This is a genomic window from Vibrio sp. Isolate33, assembly GCF_022397895.1.
Classification (GTDB): domain Bacteria; phylum Pseudomonadota; class Gammaproteobacteria; order Enterobacterales; family Vibrionaceae; genus Vibrio; species Vibrio pomeroyi.
This window is the reverse complement of sequence record NZ_JAKEUP010000019.1, coordinates 17,587-35,160: the sequence shown is the minus strand read 5'-3', so window position 1 is coordinate 35,160 and position 17,574 is coordinate 17,587. Positions and strand designations below refer to the sequence as shown.

The following is a 17,574-nucleotide window of genomic DNA, read 5'->3' as shown; positions in this document are numbered from 1 at the left end:
GACGTTAGCAATCTTGTTGATCACCTGGCATTTATTTCACATCGACTGTAACAGTTTCAAGCGTGAGTTTTTATCTTTTATAAAAGGAATACCCACAAAAAAACCGACTCTGTGAGTCGGCTTTATAGAGAGGCTTGTCTACGTATTTTAGGACGAGACAGACAAAAGCAATATCAACGGCAGTCAGAGCTTAAGCTGCAGCTTGTTGAAGCTGTGCTAACACATCGTGAAGAGAAGGGCTGATGGTGTGTCCAAGCGCTTTTACTTCGTCACATGGCTCGACTAAATCAGGGATCTGGAAGCTGATCATATTGGCTGCCATAGAAGCGCGAATACCATTGTTTGAATCTTCAAACGCTAGGCAGGTTTCAGGCGCAACACCTAGGCGCTCAGCCGCCAGCAAGTAAATCTCTGGGTGAGGCTTGCCATGAGTCACTTCGCAGCCTGTGCTTAGTGAAGTGAAGTAAGAATCTAGGCCTGCTAGCTCAAGTTTCTTCTTGGCGATATCTAGCTGAGTTGAGGTTGCCACCGCGATTGGAATGTCATTCGACTTTAGCCATTCAAGCAGCTCAATCACGCCGTCTTTTACCGGGATCGCTTGGTTTTTAACAATTGCACTGTAGCGCGTGCGCCATTCGTTATTCAGTGCTGGGTAGTCTAGGTTTTCACCGTAGCCATTTCGAAAAATCTGTTCGATGGTTTTTGCGTTACAGCCAATGATGCCTAGGTACACATCCTGCAAAAACGGAACACCTTGCGCGTGACATGCTTCTTCAAATACCTGCATACAAAGTCGCTCGGTGTCGAGCAGCAGTCCATCCATATCAAAAATAGCAGCTTGAAAATTCATATCCGTGGTTCTTTATGTGTTGTCATCGTAAGGGCGGGTATTTTGACACAGTGTTTTGGGATAGGCGAGTTAGAGTTCAGTAAAACAGCGATAATTGTATTACAAAATTTTAAGGGAGCAGGCGCAATTCGTTATGGGCTTCTGAATGGGTGATAGCGTTTAGTTATGATATTTAAATTTTATAGATTCAGGCGTTCTAAAAGAAACAATGAACATCAGAATGCATAACAATCCTTGAGTTTCACTTGAGTGAAAAATTACATTTTCGATACTTAATCGCCCGTTATCGTGACCCTAATCTTATAAAAAACAATCCATTAAAACGCTCAATAATTGTGTGACATACCAATAAGTAAAGTATTGAACATACAGACAAAATATCCCTAGTCCACATTTTTAGCAGGGTTGCTTATGTTGTATTTTGAGTTTCTATTTTTACTTGTCGTTCTCTATATCGGTTCTCGGTATGGCGGTATTGGTTTAGGGGTTGTTTCTGGTATTGGTTTGGTGATTGAGGTCTTTATCTTTAAGATGCCGCCAACGTCGCCACCTGTCACCGTAATGCTGATCATTCTCGCGGTGGTAACCTGTGCTTCGATCCTCGAAGCGGCCGGTGGCTTAAAATACATGCTGCAAGTGGCGGAAAGGGTACTAAGAAAGAACCCGAAACGCGTCACCCTGATAGCTCCGTTTGTGACTTATTCGATGACTTTCCTATTGGGTACTGGCCACGCGGTTTACTCAATTATGCCTATCATCGGTGATGTGGCATTGAAGAACGGGATTCGTCCTGAGCGCCCAATGGCAGCGGCTTCAGTCGCATCTCAACTTGCGATTACCGCGTCGCCAATCTCGGCGGCAGTGGTGTACTACCTCGCGCAACTTTCAGATATTCAGCATTCCATTACTTTGCTTTCGATTTTATTAGTTACGGTGCCTGCAACCTTGTTCGGTACGCTGTTACTTTCTCTGTACAGCTTGAAACGCGGTAAAGAACTGAACGACGATCCTGATTATCAAGAGCGCTTGAAAGATCCTGAGTGGAAAAAGCGCATTGAAAACACGACGGCGACATCTTTGGATGAAGTGCTTCCAAGCTCAGCGCGTAATGCAGTCTTGATCTTCCTACTTTCAATTGTCGTGATTGTTATTGTGGCGATGGTGCCAGAAATCAGAACCATTGTAGACGGCGACAAGCCAATCAAGATGTCGGTAATCATCCAAATGATGATGCTCTGCTTCGGCGGTATCATCTTGCTGGCAACTAAAACAGACCCACGTGATGTGCCAAACGGCGTGGTATTCAAATCCGGTATGGTGGCAGCGATTGCTATCTTCGGTATCGCTTGGATGTCAGATACCTACTTCCAATACGCAATGCCTCAGTTCAAATCTGGCATTGTGGAAATGGTAACTAACTACCCATGGACGTTCGCACTAGCGTTATTCATCGTATCAGTTGTGGTGAACTCACAAGCAGCAACGGCACGTATGATGTTGCCTGTTGGCCTTGGTCTAGGTTTAGACCCAGCCTTGCTGATCGGCTTGATGCCAGCGGTGTACGGCTACTTCTTCATCCCGAACTATCCATCTGATATCGCAACCGTGAACTTCGATGTGTCTGGTACCACTAAGATTGGTAAGTGGTACTTCAACCACTCATTCATGTCGGTGGGTTTAATCGGTGTCGTAGGTGCATGTTGTCTAGGCTACGCATTGGCACAGATTTTTATCGCTTAACCTAGCTTTGGGTCGCTTAATTAAACTAGCGATAACGAGATAAGAAACGAAAAACAGCGCCTAAATTGTCGCTGTTTTTGTTTGAACAGGTTTCATTTATTAGCTTTCAGGAGAGCTATTAACGTGGCTCAAAAGCCAGCGACTGAATCGCTTCTTCAATCGTTAGGAAGTGGATTTTCATCAAGCACACTTCGGCTTTCTGGAACTCATGATTTCGTATCAGCTTAGTCACGCCTTCTACTGAATACTGCTCAGGTCGTTTCGCTAGCGACAGTTGATTTGAGCTCGATTGAAGTGCGTAGCTGTCACCTTCAGAATCGATGAGGTAATCATCTTCACCCAAGATCATGTCTGAGCATTCTGCCTGAAAATCGTTCTCGGATGCGACGTAAATAAGCTCATCATCGCCGTCGAGCTTTACTAAAGATGGCCAACGGATCATTACTGCCTCTGAATCATGTGTGTTGAAGTTTGTGTCGACTATAAACAGTTTTGAAGATTGGGTCATCTATTGTTCTAGCTATTCAAAACGCTACTTATTTAAAGAGCTACTTGCTCAAAGAGCGGCCTAACGGTGCAAAATAACCTTGAAGCGCTTCATAAATCTCTTTGCGATGCTTGAGGTCTGGATAGAGAGGGAACATGTCTGGCTTGGTTGTGCCATCGACTAGGTAAGCGTTTTCGATATCTGAGCAGGATTCAATCGCAGATTCAAAAGCACGAGCCATCATCTCCGTTGGCAATGAGAAGTAACGGGCAGAGGCTGCTTTGTCGGCAATCACGCTTCGAGCCACGTAATCGTGCTTATCCAAATTGTTCTCACTGAGTAGTGTGGCGTCGAACAGCGACATCAGACTCTCGTTTAATGGGTGAGGTCGCACCTTTCTATCGTGTAGCCAACAGTCAGTGGCAAACAAGATGTGTTTTCGTGGGCCTGATGTATCGCCAATCTCAAACGCTTTTTCGGCGATGTAGTGATCAAAAGCATGCCAAAATTCATGGGCGAGTGCACCCGCACCTGCGTTCTTGGCGAGTGCTAATTCACGTTGGTTAGGCGCGTAGTGTGCTTGCACGCCTTTTCTACCGCCACTGCCGAACGCTAAACCTAATGTGCCTCGCAGGCCTATCGCTTCTGGTGGTAAAGCCAAGATGTAAGCGAGGTCTGCTAGTGAATCGAATATCAGATTCGCGGCTAAGTCTTTCTCTTCTTTGGTTACCCAAGCGCCCACACGAATACTGCCCATACCGAAGGTCTGTTTGATGTCCATAAAAGACACCTGATCGCCATGTCGATAGTCGGGGCCCTTGCGCGTCTTATATTTAAAATGGGTTAACTTCAAAGGATTCCTTGGAGCTGGGTGCAAAGTGGTGGCAAATACAGAGTCGCCATCTTGTTTGGTACACAGGGTTAAGCTGAGAAAGTTACCACTTTTCTCTGCTAATTACCGAACAAAATGAGTCGAGTTTACTTCAAAGATCTACCACGATGTTGGATCGCCTTCGCGGGTTAGCGGAAACAAGGGCTCATCGGGTTTGGCATAACTCAAGCGGTGTAGCCTTTGGGTTACGTGGTAGCTGTCTAGCCCCGATACGGTGACGGTATCTAAAGCTTCCAAATCCAAATAGCCATCAGGCATCACTGCGCTTTTAGGAGCATGAATCGTTATCACCTCTCCAATCAACATCTGGGTTTGATTACTCTCGATTGTGATCTGTTCTTTGAAAGCCAATCCGATTTTCAAACTGCTTTCTAAAACGAATGGTGCCGGAAAATCATCGTCGTAATAAGGTGTAAGACCCACCGTCTCGAATTCGGATACTGATTTTGGATAGCGAGCCGAGGTTTGATGCGCCTTTTTAACGAAGTCCGCACCAATGCTGTTAATGGTGAAGTGCTTGGTTTCAAGGATGTTCTCTAAGGTGTGGCGACGGCGTTTGCTAGGACGCACGATAAAGCCAAACAGTGGCGGGTGTGACCCTAAGTGAACCACTGAACTTATCACAGCTAAGTTTGTGCCCCCTTGGTTATCGCATGTGCCTATGAGATTGGCGCTTTTGAATCCAGACAAAGAATTGATCAAGCGAGTGCGATGACGCTGGTCCATTGCTTGGAGGTCTTGTTTTGACAGGGTGAGGTCCTTCATATCTTCTTTTCTTCCCATTTTTTTGTTTTCTAAGACTTGTTCACTAACCAAAGCACATTTACGCGGGAGCACCCTCTAACGATCAGCTGAACGTGTGTCTTTGCATAGATTTACGCATGTTGACGTTGCTTTACATCACGCAAGCTAAAGTAATGATGTCGTCTTTAAGAGTGTTAAAAAATGAAAACAGTCCGCAATATCATTTGGGCAATGATTGCCACAATGTCAGCCTTTTGGTTTGCGATGGAACCGCAATTATTCGCTTCAAGCGATGTCTTTGAATGGCGCTCAGCCATGATTCAGTACTCAGGTATTTTGTCTCTGATGTTAATGTCCATCACCATGGTTTTGGCGATGCGCTTGCCTATGGTCGAGAATTGGCTCAAAGGTATGGATAAAGCGTATCGAGTCCATAAATGGCTCGGTATCGGTGGTGTGGCTATGGGTGTCACACATTGGTTGTGGTACCAAATCCCTAAGTCACTGGTGACGTCTGGTGTATTGGATAAGCCTGTTCGACACGATGGTTCAGGGACACAAGCTGTGTTGACTGGCTGGGAGTTGTGGGTCAATGAACTGCGCGGTATCGCGCAAAGTATCGGCGAGTGGGGCTTTTACTTATTACTCGTTCTACTTGTGGTGTCACTATGGGCGGCAGTGAAATACAAACCGTTCAAATTGTCACATCGCCTGATGTCGGTCGCGTACCTGTTTATCGCTTTTCACTCGGTAATACTGCTTAAACGAGCGTATTGGGGAGAGCCGATTTATTACCTAACTGTGGCATTTGCTTTGGTTGGATCTATCGCTGCGATTTACAGTTTGTTGGGTTTGGTTGGGCGTCGTAATCGTCACTCAGCGACTATCGCTTCGACTCGCTATTTTCCACAAGCTGAAGTGATGGAGCTTGTGTTAGAACCGGATGCGTCTTGGCAAGGTCACAAAGCAGGGCAGTTTGCTTACTTGCGTTTCGGTAATGAAGACCCGCATCCGTTTACCATCGTGTCTGGCAGTGAAGATTCAGAACTGCGTTTCTTAATCAAAGAGTTGGGTGATTTTACTAATGGCCTTTATGAACGAGTGACAGCGGGCGATGCGGTTACGGTTGAAGGACCTTATGGTCGACTTGATTTTGACCTAAGCAAGCCTCAAATTTGGATTGCGGGTGGTGTCGGGATTGCTTCGTTCTTTGCTACGCTTGAAGCGCTCAAAACAGAGCAAGATCACCCCCGTATCGAACTGTTTTACTGTACTCGCGGTGTTGATAAGCAATTAATCGATGAGTTGTGGCACCTGGCACATGAGGTTGGTGTGAAGTTAACCGTGATAGACACTTTACATTCACCGCGACTGAACGCCGGAAGAATTGTCAATCAATGCGGTGACCTCAACGAATACGAGGTGTATTTCTGCGGGCCAGAGTTGTTCTCAACATCGTTGAAAAAAGAATTAGACACTTATCAGTTTGATATTGAAAAGCACTACCACGAAGAGCTGTTTGTGATGCGCTAATCGTTGTCAGTTGATGAATTGAATGGGGAAGCATCTCTGGGGTGAGCTGTGGCTGAGAACAGACGGTTTAGATTTAATGTTTGATAACTGATGTTTGATAGTCATAGCCACAAGCTTCCGACCAAAAAGGTGCGAACTCATTCAATTTACTATTGCAGCGGTTTGCTATTGAGCGATACCATATACGGCTATTTCTTTGGTAAAGATTCGAATATGTCAGATGAAGAACTCGCATTAGAGTGGATGCGCCAACAAGCTCATAAAGTTGATCCCTACGTTATAGATCCATCTTTTGATGAATGCGTTGAGTTGCTTGAGCCTGCTTTTAAGAAGGGCAAGAGTGTCGCGCAACTAAAGTATCTGTTATCAGAAGCGGATCGTAGAGCTGGCGCGGCAGAGCGTAAACATGCAGCCTTAAAGTATGCCAAAGAGAAAAGCCCAAATGCAGGTCAGATCCTGCGTCTGCAAAGCAAGCTTCAACAAGTTCAGCTGGCACTAAAACTCGCGACTGGCGACAACAACATGACCATATCCCAGTTTTGTGCGGAATACGATGTCTCCAAGCGAGACGGTAACACGGCATGGAATGAGAAATTAGTTGAACAGGGTAAAAGAAAGTAGCGGCATCAACGAATTTATGCCTTTTCAACCACGGCCAGAAAAGCTACCTGACTTCGAAAACATTCCCACTGTTGGTGAGAATGCTCTGCATTTAAAAAGCCTGAAACTTCATCTCAGGCTTTGCCTCTGTTTTTCCTAATTGATGCTCACTTAATGGTTACCTTCGCTTCAATGGATGACTTTAATACGCTTAAGCTCAATCATAGGCTCGTTTTTATTCGTTGAGTAATGTGCGCGATACACTATTTTTCGCCCATTAATCAATTTCACTTGTGACAAAGTTATCAGAATCATGCGTTTTCGGTAACGTTCCCGAAAGTATCGATCTATCATCCACCCAGATACAAAAGTGAAGTAATCAATACGACTGATTTCTATTTCTTCTTCGATATAGAGCTTGTACATCAAAAGTATAAGCCGAAATGCGCTTACGAATTATTTTGGGAACGTTTGCAAACAATCCAAGACAATTAACGTGAGAACATAAGAATGAAACTACACACTTTAGCGGTTGCTGTAACAATGGGGCTAATGACTACATCGGTATTAGCAAGTGAAGACGTTGCAGCATTAGAGCAACGTATTAATGAATTAGAACAAAGAGTTGCACAAACGGAGCAGGTTTCTACCGAAGCCAATGAAAAGGCTTCTTCGTTTGAGTTTCACGGCTATGCGCGCTCTGGGTTATTGATCAACGACGACTTAAATGGCGCGACAGGTACTGGTCCTTACATGACAGCGGCGGGTGCGATTGGTGCGCCTATTGGACGACTTGGTGTGGAAGATGATCATTACGTTGAAGCGAACTTGATTCATAAGCGCTTTGCGGATGATGGTTCTAGTGCCTTGTTTCGTATCATGTTAGCCGACAGTACTGAAACAAATAATGAATGGACAGCCAGTGAAAGCCAGTTGAATGTACGACAAGTGTATTCAGAACTGAACCGTCTGAGCATGTTCTCTGAATCCGAAGCGTTTTCTGAAGCTACGTTTTGGGCGGGTAAACGATTCGATCGCGACAACTTTGATATTCACTTTTTCGATTCGGATATTGTCTTCTTATCAGGTACTGGTGCGGGCGTTTACGATGTTCAGATGAACGACAACTGGAAAGCGAATTTCTCCATTTATGGCCGAGATTTTGGCGAGATTGATAGCTCATCAACAGATGTAGAAAACTACATTGCAACCATTAATAACCGTATTGGTCAATGGCAAGTGATGTTGAGTGGCATGACCTCAGCAGACAACGATAGCCGCTTAAATGGCGCAGCTGAAAGCGGTGTACACGCCATGTTTGCGTACAATGGAGACAACTTCTTTGGTCTGAGCGAAGGCTTCTCTAAAACGGGTATGTTAGTGGGTAGCGGCCTAGGTGCTGAGCTAAAAGGCATAGGTTCAAATGGTGATCTACTGGATGACGCAAAAGCCGTTCGCCTGTTTAGCTACGGTGTTACTCGTATTGGCGATAACTGGCGCTTAGCACCTGCATTAATGGCAGAGCATAGCCAAGACCGTTTGAAGAAGAATGACGAGTTTACATGGGCTTCTTTAAACGTTCGATTAGCTCAAGAGTTCACAGAGAACTTTGAGATGGTTTACGAAGGTTCATTGCAATACATGGATTTAGACAACTCGACAGAGCAAGCAAGCGGCGGTTTCTACAAAGCGACAGTGGCACCAACACTGAAGCTTTCAACCAGCACTGGTTTCTTTGACCGACCAGAACTACGTTTCGCTGTGAGCTATGTGGATTGGAGTGAAGACCTGAATGGTTACTCGATCAGCACTGAAGCAGATGCAGCAACGATGGGAGAGGGCGGCGAGGTTCTGTTTGCACTGCAGATGGAAACTTGGTTCTAATTACCTGATATATCGTCTAGATAGAGAGTGTTACTCATGATGTGATAGTCGCATCATCAAATGCCAACCTTATCGTTTCAACTCGAAGGTTGGCATTTTTTCATCTTGGGATAACTTGATCTCTGAAATAAATCGCTAGCAAGACTCTCGGTCAATAGTGGTGAAGGTCAACACCATCTTACTCATTTCAAAGCCTTTTTTCTCAATACGGTCGAGCAGCAGCTTGGCTCCATTTTCTCCGGCTTTATCAAATGCATAGTTAAACGTAGACAGCGTTGGTGTGCATACTGAAGCAAGTTCATCGTCACCCACGCCGAGTACCAAGACATCCTTTCCTGGAATGAGTCCAGCTTCCTGAATGGCTCTGATCGCACCGATTGCGATACGGTCAGTTGCGCAGAACAGGCCATCGAGCTTGGCGTGCTCTTTTAGAGACTGTTTAGCCAGTTGGTAACCTGACTCTATGGTGAAGTCGCCACGGGCGTGAAATTGCAGTGTGAGGTCGTTAAATTGAAGCGATTGAGCGAAGCCTTCCGATCTCATCTTATCAACCGCAATATCATCGCCTTGCACGCCGATGAACCCCATATGCTTACAACCTTTTGCTATGAAGCGATTACCCGCTTCAAACCCTACGCGAGTGTCGTCGTGCACAATGCTTGGGATGTTAAACATTGACCCGTCTTGACCTACCAATACCACCGGCACAGCAGAGTTTTGAATGGCTTTGACTAATTTGTTATCGAGGTGGGTCGCGTACAGGATGATGCCTTCAACGCGCTTTTGGTTAAATATCTGAATATATTCAAGTTCTTTATGGTGTGTTTGGTGTGTGCTGGCTAATAAAACATGCTTGCCCGCTTGCTCTAAGACGGCGGTTAAACCATCGACACCTTGAGAGGTGGCGTGGGAAGAAACCCTAGGAACAATCACGCCAACCAGGTTGGTTTTCTGAGACTTTAAGTCTTTAGCGACTTGGTTTGGGAGATAGCCACACTCTTCAACCGCTTTACGCACCTTCACCTTGGTTGCGTCTTTTACGCCATACTCATCGTTGATTACTCTTGAGACCGTCGACTTGGAAACTCCAGCGAGACGAGCGACATCATGAAGACTAGCCATTATTCATTATCCATTTGTATTTTTAGTTTTGGGATTGTTTGCAAACAGAGCATCAAATTTACCTGTTATTAGGAGATTTTAACCCTGTCTTCTTATCCTAGGGAGATAATTTGAAGATCATTCTCACAGTATTGAGCAGTTATCTTTGATCATTTGTTATTTCTAGGCAAAAATTTGTTTTGCAAACGTTCCCGAAAATTCAAAGGCTCAAATGATAATCCAATGGGGTATGTAATGAATTATCCAAAAATAGCAAAAGAGCTGCTTTCTCTATTAGGTGGTAAAAGTAATATCACCGCACTCGCACACTGTGCGACTCGTCTGCGTCTTGCGGTTGCAGACCAAGATAAAATTGATGAACAGGCGGTTGATAACCTAGAAGGGGTTAAGGGCCAGTTTAAAGTAGCAGGTCAATATCAGATCATCTTTGGTTCAGGTATCGTAAACCAAGTTTATGCTGAGTTGGCTAAGCTGACTGAAATGACTGAAATGTCGACCAACGATGTGGCGTCTGCAGGTGCTGATAACCAAAATATCCTGCAACGTGCAGTGAAAGGTCTGTCTGATATCTTTGTACCAATCATTCCGGCGATTGTTGCTGGTGGTTTGTTGATGGGAATCTACAACCTATTGACGGCTCAAGGCTTGTTCATTGATGGCAAATCTTTAATCGACGCTAATCCGGGTTTGACCGACTTAGCAAACATGATCAATACATTTGCTAATGCCCCTTTTGTGTACTTACCTATTTTATTAGCATTTTCAGCCAGTAAGAAGTTTGGTGGTAACCCATACCTTGGCGCGGCTTTGGGTATGTTGATGGTTCACCCAGACTTGCTTAACGGCTGGGGCTTCGGTGGCGCATCGGTTTCGGGCAGCATTCCAGTTTGGAACATTCTAGGTTTCGAAATCGAGAAAGTGGGCTATCAAGGTTCAGTACTGCCCGTTCTTGTTTCTGCGTTTATTCTAGCGAAAGTTGAGCTTGGCCTGCGTAAAGTTATTCCTTCGGTTCTGGATAACTTGCTAACGCCGCTACTGGCTATTTTCGTGACTGGCCTACTGACATTCATGGTTGTGGGGCCATTTACACGTGATATCGGCTTCCTACTGGGTGACGGTCTTAACTGGCTATACAACAGCGCTGGCTTCATTGGTGGTGCGGTGTTTGGTTTGATTTATGCGCCGTTCGTTATTACTGGTATGCACCATAGCTTTATTGCTATTGAAACTCAGCTGCTTGCGGATATCGCAACGACTGGCGGTACGTTCATCTTCCCTATCGCGGCGATGTCTAACGTGTCTCAAGGTGCAGCGGCACTGGCGGTTGGTTTCATGAGTAAAGATAAGAAAATGAAAGGTATCGCGATTCCTTCTGGTGTGACCGGTTTGCTTGGCATTACTGAACCTGCCATGTTCGGTGTGAACTTGAAGCTTCGCTACCCATTCATTGCTGCGGTTTGTGCTGCTGCGGTTTCAAGCGCATTTATCACCATGTTTAATGTGAAAGCACAAGCACTAGGTGCCGCGGGTATTCCTGGCATCATCTCAATATCGCCAGAGAAAATTGGCTACTACGTGGTAGGTATGATTATCGCGTTCGTAACTGCATTTGCGCTGACCGTTGTATTAGGTCTACGTGAGAGCAGCAAGCAAAACATTAAAGCAACAGCTTAACGTTTCTCCCTAGAAGTGAAGCCCCCCTTTTCACTTCATTTCCTAAGCTTTGGGGGGCTAGCTAAGTGATTTGGCTTAGCTAGCCTTTTTATATTTTTACATGACAGCGTGAAGTGTCACCTTGCTTTTGGTTGCTACTGCTTTCGATTGCCACTGCTTTCGGTTGTCATGATTTTCAGTTTTAAGGTAAGAAAGATGAATCAAGTTTGGGTAACTGGAGACGCCGTCGTCGACCTCATTCCGGAGACTGACGCGACATTATTGAAGTGTCCGGGCGGTGCGCCTGCCAATGTCGCGGTAGCGATTTCTCGCCTTTTAGGCAAAAGCGCATTTTTTGGCCGAGTGGGTAACGACCCGTTTGGCACTTTTATGGAAGTGACTCTGCAAAAGGAAGGTGTGAATACCGAGCGTTTGGTGAAGGACCCTGAACAACGCACGTCAACCGTGGTGGTTGATCTTGATGACCAAGGCGAGCGCAGTTTTACGTTTATGGTTAAGCCAAGTGCCGACCAGTTTATGTCTGTTGAAGACATTCCAGAATTTAAGAAAAACGAGTGGCTACACGTCTGCTCAATCTCTTTGGCTAATGAACCAAGCCGAAGCAGCACCTTTGAAGCGATCCGACGTATGAAAGCCGCGGGCGGTTACATCAGCTTCGATCCCAACCTTCGTGATGAAGTGTGGGAAAACCCATCTGAAATTAAGTCTGTGGTCATGAAAGCGGTTGAATTGGCTGATGTGGTTAAATTCTCAGAAGAAGAACTGGATTTCTTAACCAATTCAACGTCGATGGAACAAGGCTTGGCTAACATTGCAGATCTTAACAACACGCTTGTTCTGGTTACGCAGGGCGCGAAAGGCGTTTGGCGAGTATTTGAAAACCAAGGAGTGTTGATTTCAGGTCGCTCAGTGACGCCAGTGGATACCACGGGCGCAGGCGATGCTTTTGTTGGCGGTTTGCTTGCAAAGCTTTCTCAACATGAAGAGTGGAATAATCAACAAGTCGTCGATTCTGCAATCCAGTGGGCGAATGGTTGTGGTGCACTGGCGACCACGCAAAAAGGCGCAATGACTGCACTTCCAACGCAAGAGGATCTAACTCAGTTTATTCAAAAAGACGCTTCAAATACGAATTCCGTAGAGGGGAGTGTATGAGTTTGAACTCGAACTGGACGGTAGAGCAAAGATATCGTCGTATAGAAGAGATTGCACAAAACAGCATTGATGAGATGGTCAATCTTCGCAAACAAGATGCTGGCTATCCGAGTTACCATATTGCGCCTAAATTTGGTCTGCTCAATGATCCGAATGGCCTGTGTTTCTTTAATGGTGAACACCACCTATTCTACCAATGGACGCCAGTTGGTCCAGTCCATGGTATGAAGTACTGGTACCACCTTTCTACCAAAGACTTCGTTCATTTTGAAGACCATGGCATTGGCTTACACCCAGACCAAGATTATGACTCGCATGGTGTTTACTCTGGTGGTGCATTGGTTGAAAACGACAATGCATTGTTGTTCTTTACGGGTAACAAGCGCGATGAAAATTGGCTGCGAGTACCAACTCAATGTTTTGCCAGGATGTCTGCCGATGGCAAAATAGAAAAGCACGGCGTGGTTATCGAAAACGATCACTACACCGAACATTTCCGCGACCCAAAAGTGTGGAAACAGGGCGACGATTATCTGATGGTTGTGGGTGCTCAAACGCCTCAAGAGACTGGCTCAATGGCGCTATATCGCAGCCGAGACCTGATGAATTGGCAGCACAAAGGTCCAATTCAAACTCGTTACAACAACCTTGGCTATATGTGGGAATGCCCAGATTTCTTTGAAATAGACAACCAGTCGGTGATGTTGTTTTCTCCACAAGGTGTGTCTAGCGAAAACCCATACGATTTCAAAAACATCTACTCGGTGGCTTACATTGTCGGTGACCGACTAAATCTAGATTCGGTAGAACTGGAAAACCATCAAGATATTGCACAGCCAGATTATGGCTTCGATTTCTATGCACCACAGACATACTTAGATGATAAAGGCCGCCGCATTCTGATTGCTTGGATCGGTCTGCCTGAGATTGATACACCATCTAATGAGCATCAGTGGGCGGGTATGTTGTCGCTACCACGCGAACTTCACATCCAAGATGGCTATCTGGTTCAGTCTGCTTTACCTGAATTGAAAGCGTTGCAAGGCGAAGCTGTCGTGGTTGAGAGCGTTCTTGTGTTGGATACAACCAGCTTCATGGTTCAGCTTGAAACGGAAACGGACGCGTTTGAGTTAACGCTTGCTAATGCTGCGGGTGATAACATCGTGTTCAGCGCCACAGAATCGGAGTTCATGCTTGATCGCAGTAAGATGTCTCAACTTTATGCGGAAGAGTTTGGCTTTGTGAGAAAAGCACCGAGGTTGAGCTCCAAGCAAACCATCGAGGTTTATGTCGATAAGTCAGTGATCGAAATCTTTATCAATGGCGGTAAGCACACAATGACCAGCCGTTTCTTCATTGATGACTTGAGTTCGTTGTCGATAACTGGTGACGTGAACACCGTTTATCACCCGATGGGCCCAATTAAAGGGTTGGACGACTAAACTCCGTTTATCTCCATCAAGAAAGCCGCTGATCAACAGCGGCTTTAGTTTGGTCTGCGACATCACTATTGTGCTGACTCTTTGAACTTGTCCATTCCCCTGCATCTCAAGTTCATTCAGAGTAAACAACTAACGCTAAGGTCGAATGTTCTTGAAGCTGACTGCCTGCGTGCCATCTCCAATGTCTTCTAACTTAACCACATCACCTTGATAGTAATACGGTTCCATTGGCATCTCGCTGTTAGCTGGTCTCGCGTAATGAAGGATTGCAGGTTTGCCTTCAACCTGTCTGGCATATAAGTAACCAATCAACGCATGCTCAAATTGATGGTAGCCATTGCCCCAATGGAAAGCCTTGGTGCGCTTGGGTTCAAGCCCTACACCACCATACTGATGATCGACCCATACATCATGAAACGTCGGTAGCGTGTATTGCAGAACTTCTTTCATTGAACCATCGACCAGCGATACCGTCATTGCAGCTTGGTCGAGCTCTGCCCATTCCCATGATGAAGCCCAATTTGTGTTTGGTCTGCTTTGCCAGCCTGTAATCTCTTGTCCTTGCCAAGCTTGCTGAAGTTCTTCGCCAAAGTATTGAGATATGCTCACAAACTCTTTTTGATATTGAGCTTGGGCTAAGGTGTGCTTCATCCCTTTGATGCCAAACTCTTTCCATTCAGAGTTATCCAGTGTTTGTCCAGTAAGGTAAGTCATCCAATATGCTTTGATGGTGTGTCCAAAATCGTTGTGATTGGCATTCGGCATCATAGCTGCTTTGCTGTGAATCGCACCGTAGAAGCGTTGTTCATCCTCAGAATGGTAGTGCTCGACCATGGTTTGGGTGAGCCAATTCAGGTCATCGAGCCATTGTGTCTTGATGGGCTCTTGTAGTAGGGGAGCGACTAACAGCATGTAACCATTAATCTGATCAAGTTGCGCGACCAATTCACGTTGTGTGGCTTTACCATCTTCACCATCGGCAAGTACCCACGCTAGGCCGCTGTTGTCTTTAAGTTGATAATTTTCAAAGATAAAAGCTTGTTGGGCGATTAGCGCTTCTTCTACCTTTTTGTCTTGGGTCAGGTAGTAGTACATCGCCAATCCAACTAACGCATACGCTTGATCTTGAGCCGTTCGCTGTTGCCACTCAAGCCCTGCTTTACCGTCTTTGGTGAAGCTGATGAAGCCGCCATTTTGCTCATCTTCTAAGTGTTCAATAAGGTAGTAAGCTCCTTGCTTAGCGAGCGCTAGCGCCTGTTTGTCTCCGGTAAGATGATAAAGCACGCCATAGGCATAGATTTGGCGCGATTTCATACGCGTGAACTCTTTACCAAAGTGTGGCGTGATCCAGCCTCTGTTCAATTCAGGACAAACGTTAGCCACATCAAGCAATGTTCCATCATCACAGCGGAAAGTGGGGAAGTTACCTATTGGTTCTCCTTGCGCGCTAGGCATTAACCAATAAGGTGCCAGCCCTTCTGAAGCATGATTGATCCAGTCTTCTCCAGAGGGAAGGGCGACATTGGCAGATACAGCGAAACTGGTCACACTGAGTAATGCGATGGTTGCTCGTAACATGATGTTTATCTTAATGATTTGAATTTAGTTGAATATAAACAATCAGGTCTGCACATTGTGATTCGGCGATCACAATCGATCAAATTAAAGCACTTTAGAGGGGATGGTTCGCAAGCCATTGAGTTAATCGAATCTCATCTATCATTATCCATAATTCGAATAATTAGTAATGACTATAAGTCATTGGATGAATTTTGGTCGCATTCGTATACTTGGTTCAAACAAAGGATGTTTTTTAAACAATTGAATGTTTCACCTTTACGAAGAGATATGCTCAACATGAAAAAACTTCTATTAGCTTCGCTACTTACAATCAGCACAATGCCTGTCTATTCTCAATCGTTTGATGATACCGACGACATCCTTAATCGCGCATCGCAGATTGAAAACCTTGAATACAAAATGATGGTACAACGTGCGACTCAAACGGCGATTCACTATATGCCTGCCGTTACTCAGATTGATTTTTTGAAAGCAACCCGTCGTGATTTGAATGGCGACTACAATGATGTGGTTTACGTGAATGAACCTTTCGGATCAGAAAAGGGGTTCCTCACTGCCAATGACACCACAGCTTATGCGTGGGCAACCACAACCTCTAAAAATGGCCCCGTCGTTATTGAAGTGCCAGCAGCAACAGACAAAGTGAATTACTTTGGTTCGGTTGTGAACCAGTGGGAAGTGCCGATCACGGATGTTGGCTATAAAGGCGCTGATGAAGGTGAAGGAGGTAAGTATCTCTTCTTACCGCCAGATTACAACAACGAGTTTGGTTCGAAGCAAGCGCTAGAAAGCCAAGGTTATCTAGTATTTGAAACCGACACTTATTTGTATGGCTTTTCGTTCAGACCATCGTTAACCAATGGTGCGACAGATTTAGATGCGGGTAACTACGCGAAGAAAATCAAAATCTACAATCTTGTTGATGCTGAAAACCCACCAAAAACGGATTATTTAGATGCAACGGAAGTCGCGTATGACAGTCTTCCGTATTACAACGAGACGTTCTTTCAAGACATCAATGACGTTATCCAAGAGAACCCGGTCAGAGATCAAGACAAGGCGATGGCGTCATTACTAAAAGACCTTGGTATCGAAAAAGGTAAAAAATTCGACCCAACAGATGAGCAGAAAAAAGCGATACGTGAAGGTGTACTGATGGCTTATGCGCACATGCAGTCGAAATTCGTAAAACCTGATCAGACGGTGAGTGCGTTATGGAAAGATGAAAATGGCAAGCCTCTATCACAATGGTCTTTCTGGAATTTTGGCCCTCAAGCTCAGCTTGGCTTTCCCTTTGTAGATGAAGATGAGGTGTTAGTCGATAAGCGTGCAGCGTCGTACTTCTACGTCACTTACTTGCCGAAACAGCTCGGTGGTTCAACCTTTTATCTAACGGGCTTGCGTGATTCAAAAGGTGAGATGTTAGATGGCAAAGCGACATACAAGCTTAATGTGCCAGCGGATACGCCAGTCGAAGATTTCTGGTCAGCCATTGTTTACAACATGGAAACCAAGAACTTCGTGAAAGGTGTCGACCGAGTCGGGCTCTCTTCTCGAAATGCAGACACGATGAAAAAGAATCCTGATGGTTCTTACGATTTGTACTTCGGCCCAGAAGCACCAAAAGGACAAGAGGAAAATTGGGTACCTACCGGTGGTGAAGATTACTTCTTACTGTTCCGACTTTACCGTCCAACATCGAAGACGTTCTTTAAAAACTGGATGCTAGAAGACATGGAAAAAATCAGTGGCTAACCAGCAATAAACGCTAACCCGTTTCTGGAAATAAATAGCCTAGAGCATGACACCCAAGCCAAGAATATCAATTGGTGCGGCCTAGGCTATATGAATCACTTTAGACAAGAGAAAC

At 45.2% G+C, this 17,574-nt stretch carries 14 protein-coding genes; 8 read left to right on the top strand and 6 right to left on the bottom strand.

Annotated elements, in window-relative coordinates:
- Positions 1-190 precede the first annotated feature (190 nt).
- On the bottom strand, positions 191-850 hold the full coding sequence (locus tag L1D37_RS20185; protein WP_008221043.1) for an HAD family phosphatase: 660 nt from the start codon (positions 848-850) through the stop codon (positions 191-193).
- Positions 851-1,261: 411 nt separating this feature from the next.
- Between L1D37_RS20185 and L1D37_RS20180 the strand changes: the two genes are divergently transcribed.
- Complete coding sequence (locus L1D37_RS20180) at positions 1,262-2,590, top strand: anaerobic C4-dicarboxylate transporter (RefSeq protein ID WP_017630706.1); 1,329 nt, start codon at positions 1,262-1,264, stop codon at positions 2,588-2,590.
- A gap of 118 nt (positions 2,591-2,708) precedes the next feature.
- On the opposite strand, the gene L1D37_RS20175 is transcribed toward L1D37_RS20180, so the two are convergent.
- The 3 genes from L1D37_RS20175 to L1D37_RS20165 all read right to left on the bottom strand — a co-directional run bounded on the left by L1D37_RS20175 (position 2,709) and on the right by L1D37_RS20165 (position 4,734).
- Positions 2,709-3,032 carry a DUF4144 domain-containing protein gene (locus L1D37_RS20175; protein WP_239848992.1) on the bottom strand — a complete coding sequence of 108 codons (324 nt, stop codon included), beginning with the start codon at positions 3,030-3,032 and terminating at the stop codon, positions 2,709-2,711.
- A 106-nt stretch (positions 3,033-3,138) separates the two neighbouring features.
- Entirely contained in the window at positions 3,139-3,930 is a 792-nt protein-coding gene (locus tag L1D37_RS20170; RefSeq protein ID WP_239848953.1) for a CLCA_X family protein, read from the bottom strand.
- A 138-nt stretch (positions 3,931-4,068) separates the two neighbouring features.
- Positions 4,069-4,734 (bottom strand): flavin reductase, encoded by a 666-nt coding sequence (locus L1D37_RS20165; protein ID WP_239848952.1) that lies wholly within the window; start codon positions 4,732-4,734, stop codon positions 4,069-4,071.
- Between the two features lie 180 nt (positions 4,735-4,914).
- Here L1D37_RS20165 and L1D37_RS20160 point away from each other — a divergent pair, with 180 nt between their 5' ends.
- The 3 genes from L1D37_RS20160 to L1D37_RS20150 all read left to right on the top strand — a co-directional run bounded on the left by L1D37_RS20160 (position 4,915) and on the right by L1D37_RS20150 (position 8,730).
- On the top strand, positions 4,915-6,246 hold the full coding sequence (locus L1D37_RS20160) for a ferric reductase-like transmembrane domain-containing protein (RefSeq protein ID WP_239848951.1): 1,332 nt from the start codon (positions 4,915-4,917) through the stop codon (positions 6,244-6,246).
- Between the two features lie 213 nt (positions 6,247-6,459).
- Positions 6,460-6,867 carry a hypothetical protein gene (locus tag L1D37_RS20155; RefSeq protein ID WP_239848950.1) on the top strand — a complete coding sequence of 136 codons (408 nt, stop codon included), beginning with the start codon at positions 6,460-6,462 and terminating at the stop codon, positions 6,865-6,867.
- Positions 6,868-7,356: 489 nt separating this feature from the next.
- A complete protein-coding gene (locus L1D37_RS20150) occupies positions 7,357-8,730 on the top strand; it encodes a carbohydrate porin (RefSeq protein ID WP_239848949.1) in 1,374 nt (457 codons plus the stop codon).
- Between the two features lie 135 nt (positions 8,731-8,865).
- Here the strand turns inward: L1D37_RS20150 and L1D37_RS20145 are convergent, their stop codons facing one another.
- Positions 8,866-9,852, bottom strand: coding sequence for a LacI family DNA-binding transcriptional regulator (locus L1D37_RS20145; protein ID WP_239848948.1), 987 nt, complete (start codon positions 9,850-9,852; stop codon positions 8,866-8,868).
- Between the two features lie 234 nt (positions 9,853-10,086).
- Here L1D37_RS20145 and L1D37_RS20140 point away from each other — a divergent pair, with 234 nt between their 5' ends.
- The 3 genes from L1D37_RS20140 to L1D37_RS20130 all read left to right on the top strand — a co-directional run bounded on the left by L1D37_RS20140 (position 10,087) and on the right by L1D37_RS20130 (position 14,123).
- The gene (locus L1D37_RS20140; protein WP_239848947.1) at positions 10,087-11,526 is read left to right on the top strand and encodes a sucrose-specific PTS transporter subunit IIBC; all 1,440 of its coding nucleotides are present in this window, start codon (positions 10,087-10,089) and stop codon (positions 11,524-11,526) included.
- Between the two features lie 195 nt (positions 11,527-11,721).
- Positions 11,722-12,681: an aminoimidazole riboside kinase gene (locus L1D37_RS20135; protein ID WP_239848946.1), complete on the top strand. Its 960-nt coding sequence runs from the start codon at positions 11,722-11,724 to the stop codon at positions 12,679-12,681.
- Positions 12,678-14,123 (top strand): sucrose-6-phosphate hydrolase, encoded by a 1,446-nt coding sequence (locus L1D37_RS20130; RefSeq protein ID WP_239848945.1) that lies wholly within the window; start codon positions 12,678-12,680, stop codon positions 14,121-14,123. The genes L1D37_RS20135 and L1D37_RS20130 overlap by 4 nt, the downstream gene beginning before the upstream one ends.
- A gap of 135 nt (positions 14,124-14,258) precedes the next feature.
- Here L1D37_RS20130 and L1D37_RS20125 read toward each other — a convergent pair whose 3' ends face one another.
- On the bottom strand, positions 14,259-15,701 hold the full coding sequence (locus L1D37_RS20125; protein WP_239848944.1) for an N-acylglucosamine 2-epimerase: 1,443 nt from the start codon (positions 15,699-15,701) through the stop codon (positions 14,259-14,261).
- 279 nt (positions 15,702-15,980) lie between these two features.
- Between L1D37_RS20125 and L1D37_RS20120 the strand changes: the two genes are divergently transcribed.
- Positions 15,981-17,459 carry a DUF1214 domain-containing protein gene (locus L1D37_RS20120; RefSeq protein ID WP_239848943.1) on the top strand — a complete coding sequence of 493 codons (1,479 nt, stop codon included), beginning with the start codon at positions 15,981-15,983 and terminating at the stop codon, positions 17,457-17,459.
- Positions 17,460-17,574: the final 115 nt, after the last annotated feature.